The organism is Marinitoga lauensis, from assembly GCF_004135675.1.
GTDB classification, from domain to species: domain Bacteria; phylum Thermotogota; class Thermotogae; order Petrotogales; family Petrotogaceae; genus Marinitoga; species Marinitoga lauensis.
The window spans coordinates 262,660-279,664 of record NZ_QHLX01000003.1; the positions used below are offsets into that span (position 1 = coordinate 262,660).

Below are 17,005 nucleotides of genomic sequence, written 5' to 3' on the forward strand. Positions count from 1 at the left end.
TTATCACCTCTCGAAATATTTTTTTAATTCTTCTCCAAATTCTTTGACAATTTCTTTAACGCTTTTTATTTCATTGATTAATCCTGCACTTTGGCCTGCCATAAAAGATCCGTTTTCTAAATCTCCATCCATAAAGGCTTTTCGCAAACTTCCAACAAGCATTTCCTCTGCTTCTTCTGGTGAAGCAACTTCAAGTTGTTTTATTTTCTTAGCAAATTTTGTTTTTAGAACTCTTGCTGGATGACCAATTGATGCACCAGTAACAATAGCATCTCTTATGCCTGCTTTCAAGATTAATTTTTTATAATTTTCATGTGCTTCACACTCATGGGTAGCAACAAATCTTGTTCCCATTTGAATTCCTTCAGCTCCCAGTGCTAAAACTGCTCTCATTCCTCTTAAATCAGCAATACCCCCTGCTGCAATAACAGGGATATTTAATACATCAACAAGCTTTGGTATTAGAACCATAGTAGAAACATCACCTATATGTCCTCCACATTCCATTCCTTCACCGATAATAGCATCGACGCCTGCTTTTTCTAATCTTTTAGCAAGATTTTCTGATGAAACTACAGCCAATACTTTTATATTTTTTTCTTTTAATTGTGGAATATATTTACCTGGATTACCAGCTCCAAAAATTACAACAGGAACATTTTCTTCCTTTACTATTTTAACTAATTGATCGGCATAAGGATTTACCAATATAATATTTACAGCAAAAGTATTCTTGGTTAATGTTTTTATTGTCTTAATAGATTCTCTTAGAATATCAGGTGTCATACTCCCAGCACCAATGGTTCCAAGGCCACCTGCTTCAGAGACTGCAGCAGCCAGTTTTGCTGTTCCAACCCATGCCATACCGCCTTCTAAAATGGGATATTTGATATTAAGCAATTCTGTTACTCTATTCATTGTTGCACCTCCAGGTTATTGCTGATGTTGTCATTCCTCCACCAACTGAGATAAGTAAATGATCTTTTAATATAATTTTAGTATTTCCATAAGTTTTAAATAAAGTTAAGGGAATACTTGCAGCACCAGTATTTCCATATTCTTCGATAATATCTAAAAATTCTAAATCATTAAAGCTTTTTTTAACGCTTTCCAGTATTCTTTTATTTGCCTGATGTGGAACAATTATTTTTTTTCCATATTCATTAATATATTGTGATAACATCTTTTTCATATTATTTACAGCAAATTTGTATACTCTCTTACCATTCATTGTTATTTTTTTATTCTCATTTATATTTAAAGCATCTAAATATTCTGAATCATATACAACTCTATGATCGCAAATACATTTATCATGATTTTCTAAAATCATAGCAACAGAAGCATCAGAAAATAAAATGGCTGTATTAATATCATTTTCTTCGACGAGATCGGATAACTTTTCTGAAACTATTAATAGTATTTTGTTTGCAATTTTTTCTCTAAACATAACATCGGCAATATGTAATGAGGTTACAAAACCAACAAATCCGTTTGAAACATCAATGCCATAACGTGAATTTTTAATTTTTAGTTTTTCAAATATTCTGACATAAAAAGGAACATAATGCGCTCCTACAGAAGAAACAAAAAGTACAGTATCAACCCCATCAAGATCTAAAACTTCTGCTGCCTTTATACCCATTTGAAATACATCTATTTCAGATAAATATCTATTTTTTATACCAGTTCTTTTATATATCCAATCTTCGGGAACATTGAATTTTTTTGACAGAGTATGATTATCCAATTTTTTTTCTGGGATAAAAGCATTAATTTGTGATATATACATATTATCCCTTCTTTATTCCGACCATTAATTCTGAACTTGTAACAGTTTTATTTTCAACCTTGGCTGTTGCTTTTAATTTGAACATTCCCATTTTTTCCTGAAGTACTTCAATTTCATATATTAGTTTATCTCCTGGTCTGACTTCCTTTTTAAATCTTGCTTTATCAATACCTAAAAATAGGGGAATAGAATTTTCTTTTAAGTCTTTCATTAATAATAATCCAGCAGTTTGAGCTAGTCCTTCTATTATCAATACTCCTGGCATAATAGGGTAATCAGGAAAATGACCAGTGAAATAAGGTTCATTTATACTGACATTTTTATATGCTATTATTTTATTTTCAGTTATTTCAATAACTCCATCAACAAGTAAAAATGGATATCTATGTGGTAATATTTCCATTATTTTATCGATATTCATTATTCCCATTGTGTAATCACCCCCACGGCATCTGGACCTAAATGTGTTCCTATTACAGGATCAAGTAAGGAGTAAATAATATCATCATCATGAATTCCTTGATTTCTGAGTTCTTCGATTATTAAGCCTCCGTATTTTAGATTACTTGTATGAATAACAGCAATTTTCTTTAATCTTAAAGTATCTATTCTGGTAAGAGATTGGTTTACTACTTCTTTCACCATTTTATTAATTCCTCGAGCATTTTTTACAGGGATTATTTCTCCTTCTTCCAGAGAAAGGATTGGCTTCATATTTAATAATCCTCCCATTAATGCTTTTGCTTTCCCAATTCTTCCTCCTTTATATAAGTAATCAATATTTGTCACGCTAAAAATAGTTCTTATTGTAGTATAAAAATTTTGTGCATATTCCAATAGTTGACTTATTTCATAGTTTCCAGATTCAATTTTATCTTTTAATTCTAATATTAAAAAACCAAGTCCAAAACTGGTTAATTTGGTATCAATAGCAAAAATTCTTTTTTCATCTACCATTGAGGCTGCAAGCTTTGCTGAATTTAAAGTTCCACTCAATTTTTCTGAAATAGTGAGTGTGATTAAATAATCGTACTTTTTTAACATATCTCTATAAACCTCTTCAAAATCTTTTACAGATGGTTGAGAAGTTAGAGGAACATATGAACCAACTTTTAATTCTTCATAAAATGTTGTTGGACATAGGTCTACTGCTTTTATATGTCTACTTTCCCTCAGAATATAAAGAGAAACATATCCAATATCATTTTTTTCCAGAAAATCTGTAGGTAAATTACAAGTATTATCGGTTACAATTCCAATTTTCATTTTATATCAGCTCCTTATAAACTCCTATATACAATTGAAACATTATGACCTCCAAATCCAAAAGCATTTTTAATTGCATATTTTGCTTTAAAGTCAACAGTTTCTTTTGGAATTTTTAAATCTTTTAATTCATCATTTGGTTCCACTAAATTTGGCATACCGTGTACAAAGCCCTCTTTCATTTGTAAAACAAGTCCAACAAATTCAATTGCAGCTGCACCACCAAGGGCATGTCCAAATAATGTTTTTGATCCCTGGATAAAAATCTCCTTTGCATGCTCACCTAAAGCGTTCCTTAAAGCTCGAGTTTCTGCAATATCTCCTGCTGGTGTTGAAGTTGCATGGCAGTTAGCTAAATCAATTTTTTCTGGTTCAACATTTGCGTCTTTTAAAGCTAATTTTATAGCTTTAGCAGCACCAGTTCCCTGTTCATCAGGAGCACTGATATGATATGCATCACCACTCATACCAAATCCTTCAATATATCCATAAATATTTGCATTTCTTTTTCTAGCATGTTCTTCTGATTCCAAAATAATTACACCAGCTCCTTCACCCATAACAAATCCATCTCTATCTTTATCAAAAGGTCTTGAAGATCCTTTTGGATCATCATTTCTTGTAGATAATGCTTTCATATTGGCAAAAGCTGCTATTGGCATTGGATCGATGGTGGCTTCAGCTCCTCCCACAATAGCTACATCAATATATCCATGCCTAATTAGCATGCTTCCCATTGCGATTGCATGTAAAGAAGAAGCACAGGCGCTTACTGTATTAAAATTAGGTCCTTTTAATCCAAATTCTATCGAAACAACTCCAGATGCCATATCAGATATCATCATGGGTATTAAGAAGGACTTACCACTTTTGGCCCTTTGTTTTCCATTTTTTGAAATTCTTTATATAATGTTTTAAATCCGCCAATTCCAGAAGCTACAATTACAGCAGCATTTTCTTTCCATTCTTCCCTTCAAGATTGCTATCTTCTAAAGCTTCTTTGGTGGCTGCTATGGCAAATTGTAAGAATCTGTCATATCTTCTGGCTAGCTTTTTATCCATATATAAAATTGGATCAAAGTCTTTAACTTCACCTGCAATTTTAACCTTATGGTCTGTTGTATCAAACTGAGTTATATGGTCTATTCCAATGGTCATCTTTTTTAAATTTTCTTTAAATTCATCTTTTGATTTTGCTATTGAATTAATAGTGCCTAATCCTGTTACTGCTACTTTATTCATTTTCATACCTCCTAAAATTTTTTATTTTAAGTTAAAATAATTGAATGCCATAATTATATATAAGCAACGGTGTGCCAACTATACTAATATAGAACATATGTACTATATTAGTACAGAAATTGTACTTATAAAGAAACTTCTCTTAAGAATAAGTATAAAATTTGTACTCTAAAAAGATATTCAATAAAAAATATTAAAAATAATTATATATTTTAAGGCATATATATGAGATATGTTATAATATATATATAATTTTGAAATTATATAATGAAGGAGAAAGATTATGAAGCATAATGAGAGTGTTTTTATAGAAAAAATAAAGGTAAGAAAGATATTGTCTCCTGGTGATTTGATTGATGTGGAATTTCCACATCAGCATATTATAGGTAACAGCCGAATAATGTTATTAAATTTTTCAGGTAAATATGCACAAATATTACCTCCAATATATAGAAATTCAAGGATTAAATTATATATAGGAGAAAAATTGAATATACGGGTGTATGAAAACAGTTCAAATATAATGATAAAATCAAGTGTATTAAAAATAGATAAGGAAAAAATAACAGTTTTTTACCTAAGATTGCTTTTAAAATTCAGAAAAGATTATTTTTTAGAATACCAATAATAAAAGAAGGAACATTAATAGATAATGAAGAAAATAAATTAATCCCTTTTGAAACTCGGGATTTTAGTGCTGGTGGAATGCAAATTGTTGTAAAAGAGTATCTTGATGAAGAAAAAGAATACGTTATAAAAGATTTAACCATGGATGATAAATTAATATTGAACAAAATAAATACAAGGGTTGTCAGGCTTGTAGGTGAAAATATATATGGTGAAAAAATATATGGGATGAAATTTTTAAATATAGATTATAAAACAGAAAAAAAATCGTTAGATATGCCAACCTATATTCAATAAAAGCAAAACATGGAGTTTTGGGGATAGAAAATGAAAAACACAAAGATTTACGCAATTTTTGAAATCATAATTATTTTAACATTATTATTCATCCTGGATTTAAATAAAAATATTTTGGTTATATTTTTATTTATCCAAATCCATATTTTATATTTTCAATTTTTATTGCAATACGTTATGGAATTAATTTTTCATTATTTGCAGGAGGATTAAGCACTGTATATATTTTTTCATCTATATTTTTTAATGTTAAAGAAGACTTTTTAAAATAATAGTTTCATGGATGTTTTAAAAATCCCACTTTTTATTTTGCTTTTGGATTTATTATAGGATTTTTTAGAGATATGTACGTTCAAAAATAGATTCTCAGAAAGAGGAAATAGATTTGTTGAAAAAAAGATACAATCTCTCGAAGAGGATATTCGAAAGTATAAAAACATTACTGATGACCTTGAGCACAAATTAGTTCTGGAAAAGCAAGGAGTATCTTTGTTAGTTGAAAAATTAAAAGATATCGAATATAATAGTTCAGAAGATATATTTAATGAAACAATAGAACTTATATCGGAATTTATTTATGCTAAAACAGTATCCATTTATACATTAGGAAAAAATAATTTTTTAAGGTTAAAGGTGAGAAAAGGACCACAATTTTTGCCAAATTCATTTCCTATGGATAAATCTATAGTTATCTCGATGGCTAAAGAATTTGGAAGTGCAAATGCAAATGTTTTATATTTAACAGAAATGGAATATGATTTTGAATACGAACCAGCTATGGCAGTAAGTATAAAACATGATGAAGAAATATTGGGTTTTATAATAGTTGAAATAATAGATCCGGAAAAAATAAATAAAAATACTGAAATTTATTTAAAAATTCTTGCAAGCTGGTTAAATACACTGCTTCTGGCAGCTCAGGATTTAACGGAAAATGAAAATAAGATTTTTAAACCAATGGAAAAGTTTAATAATATATTGGAAAAAATAGAAGAGAGAAGAGAAAGATTTAAAATTCCGTATTCCGTAATAATTGCTAAATATAGTAATGATATTTCAATAGATATATTAAAAACATTTATAAGAGATACTGATTTTCTTTTTTTTGATGAGAAAAAGAAAGAATTTCGAATTATCTTGACTTCATGTGCTGAAGAAGGTTTGAAAAGGGTTTTAAATGTTATATCTAAATATTCTGGAATAAAGGTTTTGGAGGCCTATTCGAAAAATGAATAAATATATTTATTTGTTTTTAATAACAGCTTTGATATTTGGGATACTGAGTATATTTTTATTTATATTTCATTATAATACTTTGGGATATATCGCATTAACGATATATTATCTTATTTCGTTTATGTTTTATTATTTAACTGAGAAAAGATTTTTTTATGCTTTGACAAAAAGTTTTATATCTTTTATTTTATATCCTTTTTATCCATTAATTTTAATATTGCAATATAAAAAAATTGAACCAATATATAAACCTATTAATTATTATGAACATAAATTAGTGGATACAAGTAATATTGCTTTTTCTTCTGTTGATTTAGCTCCATTTAATATTATATTGAAATATGGAGATCCTAATCAGCGAAAATATGTTGTAAGGTTGGTTTATAATTCAATAAAAGAAGAGAAAATAGAATTTATTGAAGGTATAAATCTAATTAGAAATGCTATAAAAGAAGATACACATCCCGATGTTATTTTATATGCTTCTGATGCATTGACGAATCTGGAAAATCATTTGATTAGCAAGATCTCTTATTATATGAAAAATTTAAATACCCTGGAAGATTATATCAATTATGCAAAATATTCATATTATTATGCCAATTCTGGATTTCTAGCTGGAGAACATAAGTTTGAGGTTTTATGGCAAAGTTCTATAATTTTAAGAACAGCAGTGGAAATATTTCCAGAAAGTCCAGTATTAATAGTCTATACATTAAGAATACTTGAATCTTTAAATGAATATGAAATTTTAGAAGAAGTATTAAATGAAAAAATTAATAAAATTAGGGCACAGGAATTATATGAATATGCCATTATGTATTATATAAAGCGGAGAAAACCAAAAAGCGTTCAAAAATTTGTTTCTGAATTTATAGATCTGGGTTTTTCCCCGGAACACGAGTCGATAAAATTTTTATTGGGGGGATAAAATGAAATTCAGAATAAAAATGTTTCAACCATATTATCTACTGTTTATATTGACTTTATTATTAATAACTGTTATTATAATTGTTAATTATAATAGCAATTATAGTTTTGATCCAGATTATGTAAAAAATCTTCCGTGGAATAAAAGATCTTCATATATAAAGCAAAAAGAAATTTTAACAAAGTTAGAGAATAAAAAAAGCTATACTGACAAAGATTTACTTTTAATAAATCAATTAATTTCAATTTCTTATGCTTTGAAAGATATAGAAACACTGGAATACGCTCAAAAATTGAAGTATGAATATTTAATCGCTTCTTTGAAGCAATTATCCAATACAAAAAAAATTGAAGAATTTATGGGAAAATCAGACTTTAAAACTGAGCTGGGTTTGTATTTACTTACCAATAATGAAAAATTTTTAACTGAGATAATAAAAAAATCTTCCAGAACTGAAAAATTGCAGATATTGTTTATATTAAATCTTTTTTACCCAGAAGAACTAAAAAAAGTATCTTATTTATTTGATAAAAAAGATATAGAAAATATAAAATTAATAGTTGAGTATCTTAAATTAAAAGGTGAATAATATGAGAGTAGGAATAATATTTGAAGGAACATATCCCTATGTTACTGGAGGCGTTTCCAGTTGGGGAAATACTTTGATAAAAAATATGAAAGATGTTGAGTTTTGTGTAATTCAAATAGGTGATGTACCAAAAATCAGGGTACCTAAATATACTTTTTCCAAAAATGTTGTAGACTATTTTGAATACTTTTTATTTGCTAAATATGATTTTTCGAAAAAACCCAGAGTAACAAAAGAATTTGGCAAAAAATTACAGGACATTTTAAAGTATCCATTTGATGAAAAAGTTATGGCAGATAAATTATATAGTTTTTTTCATGAATATTTTAATTATGACTTTACAAGTATTTTAAAATCAGATGTTTATTGGGAAGTTATGCTTGAGTTCTATAAAGCATACATACCATATGAAAATTTTACCAATTATTTTTGGACATTACAATCAATGCTTTTGCCTTTTTTGAACTCAATGACAGTAGATTTTCCAAAATGTGATATTTATCATACAATAACTACTGGGTACGCAGGTATATCTGCTATTATGAATGGAATAAAAAATAATATACCTGTAATATTAACAGAACATGGTATATATCACAGAGAAAGACAATTGGAGGTATTAAAAGCAGGTTGGATAAAAGATGAATATAGATTAGCCTGGATTAAATTATTTAATACTATTAGTGCATTAGTATATAAAGGTTCAAATAAAATAACAACGCTTTTTTCAAAAAATCAAATGTTTGAAAAAGAATTATGCGATGATGAATCCAAAATGTATGTTATACCAAATGGAATTGATTATGAAAAATTTTCAAAATTAGAATATAGGAAAGAAAAAGATCCATATGTAGTAGGACTGGTTGGAAGAGTTGTTGAAATAAAAGATATAAAAACAGCAATTAAAGCTGCAAAAATGGTAAAAGAAAAAATACCACATTTCAAATTACTGATAATAGGTCCTACCGACGAAGAACCGGAATATTATAAAGAATGTCAGGAAATGATAAATATATTCAGGCTTGAGGATACAATAGAGTTTACTGGAAAGGTGAATGTTTTAGAGTATTATCCAAAAATAAATGTTTTATTATTATCCAGTGTTAGTGAAGGACAGCCTTTAGTAATTTTGGAAGCATTTGCAGTTGGAATTCCAGTAGTAACCACTGATGTTGGAGCATGTTCAGAAATGATATATGGTTCAGAAGAGGATATTATAGGAGATGCAGGAGTGGTTGTAAAACCTAAGGATTTTGTGGGATTGGCAAATGGATTGATAAAATTATATGAAGACGATGAGTTTAGATATAATGCGTCAAAAATAGCTAAAATTAGGGTGGAAAAAAGATATAAACTTGAACATATGATAAAAAATTATCGTGACCTGTATTTTTCGGTGGTGAAATAAATTGGCTGGAGTTGGCTTTAGATTAAATAAAATGTTTCATAAAGGTGGAGTATCTACAGACTTGTTAGCTATAGCGTATTCAGTTGTTATTTCCTCTGGACCATGGATAATTACAACAATATCTTTATGGATAATATTATCACTTTTAAAAATTACTAATATTTATTTCAATATAGCTATAGTATATTCTTTTGTATACTCTATAATAATTTCAGGTTTATTTATTATGTTTGAGTCAAGACGCATTTCCGATTTAATTTACCTGAAGCAATACAAAAAGATTATACCGGAAGTAATGGGAATGTTATTATATGCTATTTTATTCGCAATTTTATTTTTATTAGTATTTTTTCTATTTAATAAACATGAATTATGGTTTGTTTTTTCTTTTTCATATCTGGTTATTTCCTTATTGACTTTATGGATAATTTCCATAGCTTCTATTTCTACTGATGCTGTAAATTGGTATATAATGGCATATCTTGTTATGGGTTTTTTTGCAATAATTTTCTCTAATTATCTTGGATCTGAAAATAATCCGCTTGGATATATATTGGGTTATGCATTTGGAGTTAATATTGGAACCTTTGTTCATTATGTAATAACTTTGGTGTATTTTGGAACTAAAATGAATATAACCTTTGAATGGATGAAAGAAATAAAAAAGTATTGGCAAAATATTTTTATAGGTTTTACATATTATCTGGCATTATGGATTGATGATTTTATTACATGGTATTCCAAAGATTTTGGTGAAATTCCATTAAAAGGTTTTCATTTTTCTTTTATTTATGACAGTCCAATGTTTTTAGCTTATTTAACTATAATTCCTACTGCTACGATGTTTATATTGGTTTTAGAAACGAGGTTTTATAAAACTTATAAATTATTTTATGACGCACTTATAGAAGGCTATAATTATTCTGAAATTGTTATTAGACAAAAAGATATGGAGAAAGAGTTGAAATTTGATATAAATTTAACAGTAAGAGTTCAGATGATTATAACTCTCATATTATTTTTTTTGAATGAAATGAATTTATTGCCATTTGTATCAGAAATGTTTAAATCGGTTTTAAGGCTTGGATTAATTGGGGCTATGATGAATTCGTTTTATTTAATGATAATGCTATTATTGTTGTATTTTGATTTTAGAAATGAAGCATTATTTTTAAATATAATGGTGTTACTTATAAATAGTACGTTAAGCATTATATTTATAAAAAATTTTGGATATTACACATTGGGAGCAAGTTATTCATTTGCTTTTGCAATAGGAACCTTTTTAGGATATAAAATATTAATAAAAAAAGTTCAAAATATAGTTAAAATTGAATATTATAGACAAAAATTAGCAGTTGAAAATGGTTTCTACCTTTATTATGAAGATATAAAAAAACTAATGGAGGAACAAAAATGAAAAAATTTATTGTAATTTTATTATTGGCTTTTTTGACGATATCCTTATTCGGGCAAAAAGATTTATTGTTGCTATATAAAAAGTCAGAACAATATGGAGAATTCATGTTTAAATATCACATAATACCTGTTCTGGAAAAATATAATATAAATTATGAATTGAAAAATATAGAAGATATGAATTATTATAGAATTGATAATAGCAAGTATTTTGGTGTAATTAGCTGGTATTATTCTCCAGAGATGAAAAATTCGCATTTATATTTAAGACAATTATCAAACTTTGTTGAAAAAGGAGGCTTTTTCTTTTTCTTTAATAATCTCGGTGTGACTTCTGATATTAGAGAAATAAATAATTTATTAAATAAAATAGGAATTCATTATATATATGGATATCGTGAATTGAAAAATTATACAGTTAATTATAAAAAAGAATATTTTTTAACTCAGCCTCCCACTTCATTGAAAGAACCTGTGGAGAAATATATTGTTTTTGGAGATAATGACGATATTTTATTATCATATAAAGTAGATAATGAAGAGTATCCCATGATAATATTATCTAACAATGGTGGAGGTGCAATCTTTGGAAGCTTTGTAAATGAAAAGGGAGATATTATTTTAAATATTGAGAAAATAATATCAAGTTTGATTAATCAAAAGGTTGGCATTGAAAATAAAGTGCTTATTGTAAAAACTAAATTTGATGCTACTCAATATTTAAATTCACAAAAAGAATTATATAAAATATTTGAATATGCAAAAATAAACTACGATTCTATTGATGTAGAAGAGTTTTACAATTTATCATTAATAGATTTATTACCGTATAAATACATCATATGGAATACAGATGCTGAATATGTTGAAACAGGGACAATAAAAAGGTTCATTGAAAATGGGGGAACATTTGTATTCGCAACACTCCTTTCAAATACACCATGGAAAGAAAATATAAAAAATGATAATATAGATATATCGAAAATAATATTTGTAAAGGATATATTTCCTATTGGTAATATGAAAAATGGTGAAAGTGTGATTGATAGGTATTTTAACATATCTTTTAATATTGAACTTTCTAAAAAAAATATTATTCTGGCCTATTTAGGTGGTAATAATGTAAAAGTTCCAGCAATATGGTATAAAAAGGTAAATTCTGGATATATGGGATATATGTATCCTGGAATTATTGTAAAAGAATTAAGAGGATTAATTTTACAATCAATTTTAGAAATGCAGGATGTTTCAATTGCTGGTATATTGAATTCATTTATTTTTTATATAGATGATTTTCCTCTGCCTTCATATAATGTAAAAAAGGCAAAGGTTAATAATAAAATGATTACAGATGATAAGTATTATTACGATGTCTGGTGGCCATCAATAAAAGTATTTGCAGAGGAATATAATATAAAATATACTTTTGTTACACCATTGAGTTATAATGGATCAAGTACTCCTCCTTTTGAATTTACAGAATTTTTTATTAGCAATAACAATAATCCTTATAAAGCTATGAAGGAAATTGATGAATCGGATTTCGAACTGGGTTTGCATGGCTATAATCATAATTCTCTAACAAAAGATAGATGGGCTAATCCAGAAAATATAATATTGAGCTTAAATGCAGCAAAAAAGTTTATAAGTGAAATACTTGGACATCCTATAGTTATAAGTAGCTACGTAGCGCCAAATAATCTTATAGATGAATTTGGAGCAAAATATTTATTAAAAGCGATACCAACAATAAAAACCATAGGTACATCATATGAAGGTAAAGATGAATTTTCTGAATATAGGATAACAAATAATTTTGTGGTAATTATACCACGTTCGACGTATGGATATTATCCATTAAAAAGGATATATTTATCAACTATAAACACGCTTGCAAACTTTGGAACATTTCAACATTTTATACATCCAGATGATTTATTTGCATCTGATAGAAATCCTGAAAATAGATCATGGGATGAAATGTATAATAATTTAAGAACATTTTATGATACCATAAAACAGAAGTTCCCGTGGCTAAGGAATCAAACTGCTTCTGAAGCATATCCATATTTTTTTGATTATTTAACTCAGACTGTAAAATATTATTGGAAAAATAACGAATTAAATGTGATATTACCTAATTCAACATTATTTCCAAAATATTTTATGATAAAATCAAAAAGAGTAATAAAAAAGATTAATGGAGGAAAAATAGTCAAATATTATAGAAATAACAGATTGTATATACTTGAAATGAATAAAAGTATTATGCATATTAATTTTATGGATGTGAAAAAATGAAAGATGGAATAAGGAAAATGATGTTAAAAAAACGACTTAATTTAGAAAAAAGTTTATATGATAAGTACAGTATTTTAATTACGGAGAGAATTTTAAAGTATTTAAACGATCTAAATTTTAAAAGTATAGCTATGTACTATCCATTTAGAAATGAAGTGAATTTATTAAGTTTAATTGAAACTTTGAAGAATAAAGAGATTTTATTTCCAAAAGTTAAAGGCAAAGATATGAATTTTATAAAAATAACATCTTTAAATGATTTTGAAAAAGGAAATTTTGGTATAATGGAACCCAGAGGAGAATCTTATAATAAAGAAATAGATATATTTTTAGTACCGGGAGTAGCTTTTGATAAAAAATTGTATAGATTAGGATATGGTGGAGGTTATTACGATAGATATTTTTCGAATCACAAAAAAGGTTTTTTAATAGGTGTGGCTTTTGATTTTCAAATTTTAAATGAACTTCCAATTTTTGAACATGATATAAAAATGGATATTATAATTACAGAAAAAAGAATTTTAAAGGGTGAGAAAATATGAAAATAGGTTTAGTTCAATTTAGACCAGAGCTTTTTCAGGTAAAGGAAAATGTTGAAAGAGGAATTAATTTAATGAAAAATGAAGATGCAGATTTATTTATTTTTCCAGAACTCGCATTTACAGGATATACCTTTAATACCAAAAGTGAGGTTGAATGGGTAGCAGAAGATATAAAAGGATATTCAATAAGAACATTTATGGATTTTGCAGTTTCTAAAAAAAACAATATAGTTTTTGGATTTGTTGAAAAAGATGGAGATAAATATTATAATTCATCTATACTCATTAAAGATAATGGTGATTATAAAATATATAGAAAAACACATTTATTTTATGAAGAAAAATTATTTTTTGAGAAAGGAAATACAGGATTCTGGGTAGAGGATGTAAGAGGTATCAAAGTAGGATTAGCAATATGTTTTGATTGGTTTTTTCCAGAATCATTTAGAACACTTGCGTTAAAAGGAGCACAGGTGATAGCCCACAGTGCCAATCTTGTTATGCCTTACTGTCAGGAGGCAAATAAGATACGTTCTCTTGAAAACAGAGTGTTTATAGCAACCTCAAATAGATGGGGAGAAGAGGTAAATCTTTTAAATACAAATACTTTTACAGGTATGAGTCAGATTACAAATCCTAAAGGAGAAGTTATTATAAGATTACCTCAAAAAGGAGATAAAGTAAAGGTTGTTGAAATTAATCCTGATGAAGCACTTAATAAAAATATTAATAAATATAACAATATATTTGAGGATAGAGTAAAAAAATTTTATATATAGGAGAGATTAAAATGTTTTTATCAATAGGAGAAGTATTAATAGATATGATAACAGAGTCTGATGCATTATATAATGCAACCGTTTTCCGGAAATTTTTTGGTGGGTCACCAGCTAATATTGCTATAAATATAGCCAGACAGGGATCGATAGCTATTTGTTATCAACTATAGGGAAAGATCCGTTTGGTGAATTTATAAAAGATTTTTTATTAAAGAATAATGTAAAAATAGACTATTTAGTAGAAAAAGAAAATGTATATACTGATATTGTTTTTGTCAATAAATCAAAAGAAACGCCAGAATTTAAGGCTTATAGAAGTGCATCATTAAATTTTGAAGTTCCTGATAATTTAAATCTGGAAAAAATTAGAATTATCCATATATCATCATGGGCAGTATCTGAAACAAAACAATTTGAAAAAATATATAAATTGGTAAAAGAAGCAAAAAAAGAAATATTTTAATAGGATTTGATCCGAATTATAGAAAAATATTATGGAATAACGAATATAGTATAATTGAGGTTTTGAAAATGCTTGGACCTTATATTGATATATCAAAACCCTCATATGATGATGCGAAAAATATTTTTGGAGATGATGATATCAAAAATTATATAAAATATTTCGAAGAATTTGGAATAAAAAATATTATATTTACGCTGGGAAAAGATGGAGCTTTAATACATAATAAAAAATATGAGGAGAATATTCCAACCTTTGCTACAAAGGTTATAGATGTAACAGGCGCTGGTGATGCTGTTTGGTCTGGAATATATACAGGTTTGCTGAATAATCTTAATATTGTTGAAGCCACGAAGCTGGGATTGGCATTTGCCGCAGAAAAACTAAAATATTTAGGAGCTATTGCGCCATTAGAGTCATGGAAAAATATAAAAGAAAAGTATATGATTTAGGTGATATTATGGAAAAGTTTATTGTGTTTTTGCTGTTAATATTATTTTCATTTCCATTTTTTATCCCGTTTTTTATAGAAAAAATCGATGTTCCTGTAATCTATCAATTGACAAATATCGATTTAAATAAAATAACTACATATTATAGACCAAAATATTTGATAATAGATTACTCAAAAAATGGAAGTGAGAAAAATAAATTTAGCCATTGGGATATAAGCCGGATAAAAAGCAAGGATATAATTCCACTTGCTTATTTAAGCATTGGCGAAGCAGAGGACTATCGATTTTATTGGAATGAAAAATGGTATTATGATCCACCAGAATGGTTAGATGCCGAAAATCCAAAATGGGAAGGAAATTACAAAGTAAAATATTGGTATAAAGAATGGAAAAACATAATATTTTCATATTTAGATAAAATTATTTCTCAAGGTTTTTCCGGTGTTTATCTTGATTTGATAGATAGTTATATTTATTGGGCAGATAATGGATATAATATAAAAATGACTGCTTCAGAAATGATCGATTTTGTGTTAGAAATTGCAGAATATGCAAGAAAGAAAAACCCTAATTTTTTAATCGTTCCGCAAAATGCAGAAGAAATATTAGAATATGATGATAAAGGAGAATATATAAAAAACATTTCCGGAATAGGTGTAGAGAGTTTATTTTATAAAAAGAATAGAAAACGTTCAGATAAATATATAAGTAATAGACTAAGATATATATTAAGAATTAAAGATGCAGGTAAATTCGTTCTGGTTACAGATTATGTGTATAATCCCCAAAAAATAAATGAAGATAATATAAAAGATTTCATAAAATTATGCGAAAAATACGGCTTTTATGGTTATCCAGCCAATACAAATCAAAAATTGGATGATATATCAGGAGCTTTAAAATATTATAAAGTAGAAGAGGTGAAAAAATGAGGATAGCTTTTTTTAACCCTCAAGGGAATTTTGATAAAAACAGTTCAAGATTAACAGAACACCCGGATTTTGGAGGACAATTAATTTATGTTAGAGAAGTTGCCATGGAATTATCAAAATTGGGTATTGAAGTTGATATTTTTACAAGGAAAATAATTGATGATAATTGGCCTGAATTTAAAGAAGATTTTGATTATTACGAAGGATATAATAATTTAAAAATTATAAGAATTCCTTTTGGTGGAAATAAGTTTTTAAGAAAAGAATTATTATGGCCACATTTAAAAGAGTTTGCAGAAGGTATTTTGAAATATTATGATTCTATCGATAAAATGCCGGATTTTGTTACCACTCATTATGGGGATGGAGGTATTACCGGGGCAATATTTGAAGATATTACCAATATACCATTTTCGTTTACAGCACACTCACTTGGGGCTCAAAAAATAGATAAATTAGGAGTGAATAAATTTAATTTTGATGACTATGATAGTGAATATAATTTTTCTATAAGAATAAATGCTGAAAGAGTTTCTATGAACCGTTCTGCATTTAATATAGTAAGTACTAATCTTGAAAGATTTGAGCAATATGGTCATCCATTATATAATGATGTGGTGGATGTAAACGATGATAGTAAATTTAAAGTTATTCCTCCAGGGGTAAATATTAAAATATTTTCAGCAGAAAGTAATGAGTTAGATAAAGTTTTTGGGAAGAAATAGA

19 protein-coding genes and 1 pseudogene are annotated in these 17,005 nt (G+C 27.3%); 15 read left to right on the forward strand and 5 right to left on the reverse strand.

Features of this window, described 5'->3' with window-relative positions; all coding sequences use genetic code 11:
• Nucleotides 1-3 precede the first annotated feature (3 nt).
• From DJ007_RS06435 to fabF, 5 genes and pseudogenes are all read right to left on the reverse strand, one after another.
• Nucleotides 4-918, reverse strand: coding sequence for a nitronate monooxygenase (locus DJ007_RS06435; RefSeq protein WP_129408818.1), 915 nt, complete (start codon nucleotides 916-918; stop codon nucleotides 4-6).
• Nucleotides 911-1,792, reverse strand: coding sequence for a 3-oxoacyl-ACP synthase III family protein (locus DJ007_RS06440; RefSeq protein WP_129408819.1), 882 nt, complete (start codon nucleotides 1,790-1,792; stop codon nucleotides 911-913). The genes DJ007_RS06435 and DJ007_RS06440 overlap by 8 nt, the downstream gene beginning before the upstream one ends.
• A 1-nt stretch (nucleotide 1,793) precedes the next feature.
• Entirely contained in the window at nucleotides 1,794-2,213 is a 420-nt protein-coding gene (gene fabZ, locus DJ007_RS06445; protein WP_165974060.1) for a 3-hydroxyacyl-ACP dehydratase FabZ, read from the reverse strand.
• The gene (locus DJ007_RS06450; RefSeq protein ID WP_129408820.1) at nucleotides 2,213-3,058 is read right to left on the reverse strand and encodes a DegV family protein; all 846 of its coding nucleotides are present in this window, start codon (nucleotides 3,056-3,058) and stop codon (nucleotides 2,213-2,215) included. The genes fabZ and DJ007_RS06450 overlap by 1 nt, the downstream gene beginning before the upstream one ends.
• A gap of 14 nt (nucleotides 3,059-3,072) precedes the next feature.
• A pseudogene (fabF, locus tag DJ007_RS19005) lies at nucleotides 3,073-4,300 on the reverse strand (beta-ketoacyl-ACP synthase II).
• A gap of 283 nt (nucleotides 4,301-4,583) precedes the next feature.
• Here fabF and DJ007_RS06460 point away from each other — a divergent pair.
• The 15 genes from DJ007_RS06460 (at nucleotide 4,584) to DJ007_RS15720 (ending at nucleotide 17,004) form a co-directional block, all read left to right on the forward strand.
• A complete protein-coding gene (locus tag DJ007_RS06460) occupies nucleotides 4,584-4,928 on the forward strand; it encodes a flagellar brake domain-containing protein (RefSeq protein WP_129408821.1) in 345 nt (114 codons plus the stop codon).
• A gap of 17 nt (nucleotides 4,929-4,945) precedes the next feature.
• Nucleotides 4,946-5,224, forward strand: a complete 279-nt coding sequence (locus DJ007_RS06465) for a PilZ domain-containing protein (protein WP_240739362.1) — start codon at nucleotides 4,946-4,948, stop codon at nucleotides 5,222-5,224.
• 489 nt (nucleotides 5,225-5,713) lie between these two features.
• The gene (locus DJ007_RS15715) at nucleotides 5,714-6,460 is read left to right on the forward strand and encodes a GAF domain-containing protein (protein WP_206076180.1); all 747 of its coding nucleotides are present in this window, start codon (nucleotides 5,714-5,716) and stop codon (nucleotides 6,458-6,460) included.
• Nucleotides 6,453-7,391: a hypothetical protein gene (locus DJ007_RS06475; RefSeq protein WP_129408823.1), complete on the forward strand. Its 939-nt coding sequence runs from the start codon at nucleotides 6,453-6,455 to the stop codon at nucleotides 7,389-7,391. Before DJ007_RS15715 ends, DJ007_RS06475 begins: the two co-directional genes overlap by 8 nt.
• 1 nt (nucleotide 7,392) lies before the next feature.
• The gene (locus tag DJ007_RS06480) at nucleotides 7,393-7,980 is read left to right on the forward strand and encodes a hypothetical protein (RefSeq protein WP_129408824.1); all 588 of its coding nucleotides are present in this window, start codon (nucleotides 7,393-7,395) and stop codon (nucleotides 7,978-7,980) included.
• A 1-nt stretch (nucleotide 7,981) separates the two neighbouring features.
• Nucleotides 7,982-9,388 (forward strand): GT4 family glycosyltransferase PelF, encoded by a 1,407-nt coding sequence (pelF, locus tag DJ007_RS06485; RefSeq protein ID WP_129408825.1) that lies wholly within the window; start codon nucleotides 7,982-7,984, stop codon nucleotides 9,386-9,388.
• Between the two features lies 1 nt (nucleotide 9,389).
• Nucleotides 9,390-10,808, forward strand: coding sequence for an exopolysaccharide Pel transporter PelG (gene pelG, locus DJ007_RS06490; protein WP_129408826.1), 1,419 nt, complete (start codon nucleotides 9,390-9,392; stop codon nucleotides 10,806-10,808).
• Entirely contained in the window at nucleotides 10,805-13,108 is a 2,304-nt protein-coding gene (locus DJ007_RS06495) for a DUF2194 domain-containing protein (protein ID WP_129408827.1), read from the forward strand. Before pelG ends, DJ007_RS06495 begins: the two co-directional genes overlap by 4 nt.
• Nucleotides 13,105-13,650: a 5-formyltetrahydrofolate cyclo-ligase gene (locus DJ007_RS06500; RefSeq protein ID WP_129408828.1), complete on the forward strand. Its 546-nt coding sequence runs from the start codon at nucleotides 13,105-13,107 to the stop codon at nucleotides 13,648-13,650. Before DJ007_RS06495 ends, DJ007_RS06500 begins: the two co-directional genes overlap by 4 nt.
• On the forward strand, nucleotides 13,647-14,429 hold the full coding sequence (locus DJ007_RS06505) for a nitrilase-related carbon-nitrogen hydrolase (RefSeq protein WP_129408829.1): 783 nt from the start codon (nucleotides 13,647-13,649) through the stop codon (nucleotides 14,427-14,429). The genes DJ007_RS06500 and DJ007_RS06505 overlap by 4 nt, the downstream gene beginning before the upstream one ends.
• An 11-nt stretch (nucleotides 14,430-14,440) precedes the next feature.
• Entirely contained in the window at nucleotides 14,441-14,599 is a 159-nt protein-coding gene (locus DJ007_RS06510) for a hypothetical protein (protein WP_129408830.1), read from the forward strand.
• Nucleotides 14,584-14,892 (forward strand): PfkB family carbohydrate kinase, encoded by a 309-nt coding sequence (locus DJ007_RS19015; protein WP_165974047.1) that lies wholly within the window; start codon nucleotides 14,584-14,586, stop codon nucleotides 14,890-14,892. The genes DJ007_RS06510 and DJ007_RS19015 overlap by 16 nt, the downstream gene beginning before the upstream one ends.
• 53 nt (nucleotides 14,893-14,945) lie before the next feature.
• A complete protein-coding gene (locus tag DJ007_RS19020; protein ID WP_276318703.1) occupies nucleotides 14,946-15,344 on the forward strand; it encodes a carbohydrate kinase family protein in 399 nt (132 codons plus the stop codon).
• A complete protein-coding gene (locus DJ007_RS06525) occupies nucleotides 15,311-16,279 on the forward strand; it encodes an MJ1477/TM1410 family putative glycoside hydrolase (RefSeq protein WP_206076181.1) in 969 nt (322 codons plus the stop codon). Before DJ007_RS19020 ends, DJ007_RS06525 begins: the two co-directional genes overlap by 34 nt.
• Nucleotides 16,276-17,004 carry a glycosyltransferase gene (locus DJ007_RS15720; RefSeq protein ID WP_206076182.1) on the forward strand — a complete coding sequence of 243 codons (729 nt, stop codon included), beginning with the start codon at nucleotides 16,276-16,278 and terminating at the stop codon, nucleotides 17,002-17,004. The genes DJ007_RS06525 and DJ007_RS15720 overlap by 4 nt, the downstream gene beginning before the upstream one ends.
• Nucleotide 17,005 lies beyond the last annotated feature (1 nt).

Coding starts and splice junctions, on each gene's coding strand:
- DJ007_RS06435 (WP_129408818.1), bottom strand. CDS start 918: ATGAATAGAGTAACAGAATTGCTTAATATCAAATATCCCATTTTAGAA.
- DJ007_RS06440 (WP_129408819.1), bottom strand. CDS start 1,792: ATGTATATATCACAAATTAATGCTTTTATCCCAGAAAAAAAATTGGAT.
- fabZ (WP_165974060.1), bottom strand. CDS start 2,213: ATGAATATCGATAAAATAATGGAAATATTACCACATAGATATCCATTT.
- DJ007_RS06450 (WP_129408820.1), bottom strand. CDS start 3,058: ATGAAAATTGGAATTGTAACCGATAATACTTGTAATTTACCTACAGAT.
- DJ007_RS06460 (WP_129408821.1), top strand. CDS start 4,584: ATGAAGCATAATGAGAGTGTTTTTATAGAAAAAATAAAGGTAAGAAAG.
- DJ007_RS06475 (WP_129408823.1), top strand. CDS start 6,453: ATGAATAAATATATTTATTTGTTTTTAATAACAGCTTTGATATTTGGG.
- DJ007_RS06480 (WP_129408824.1), top strand. CDS start 7,393: ATGAAATTCAGAATAAAAATGTTTCAACCATATTATCTACTGTTTATA.
- pelF (WP_129408825.1), top strand. CDS start 7,982: ATGAGAGTAGGAATAATATTTGAAGGAACATATCCCTATGTTACTGGA.
- DJ007_RS06495 (WP_129408827.1), top strand. CDS start 10,805: ATGAAAAAATTTATTGTAATTTTATTATTGGCTTTTTTGACGATATCC.
- DJ007_RS06500 (WP_129408828.1), top strand. CDS start 13,105: ATGAAAGATGGAATAAGGAAAATGATGTTAAAAAAACGACTTAATTTA.
- DJ007_RS06505 (WP_129408829.1), top strand. CDS start 13,647: ATGAAAATAGGTTTAGTTCAATTTAGACCAGAGCTTTTTCAGGTAAAG.
- DJ007_RS06510 (WP_129408830.1), top strand. CDS start 14,441: ATGTTTTTATCAATAGGAGAAGTATTAATAGATATGATAACAGAGTCT.
- DJ007_RS06525 (WP_206076181.1), top strand. CDS start 15,311: ATGGAAAAATATAAAAGAAAAGTATATGATTTAGGTGATATTATGGAA.
- DJ007_RS15720 (WP_206076182.1), top strand. CDS start 16,276: ATGAGGATAGCTTTTTTTAACCCTCAAGGGAATTTTGATAAAAACAGT.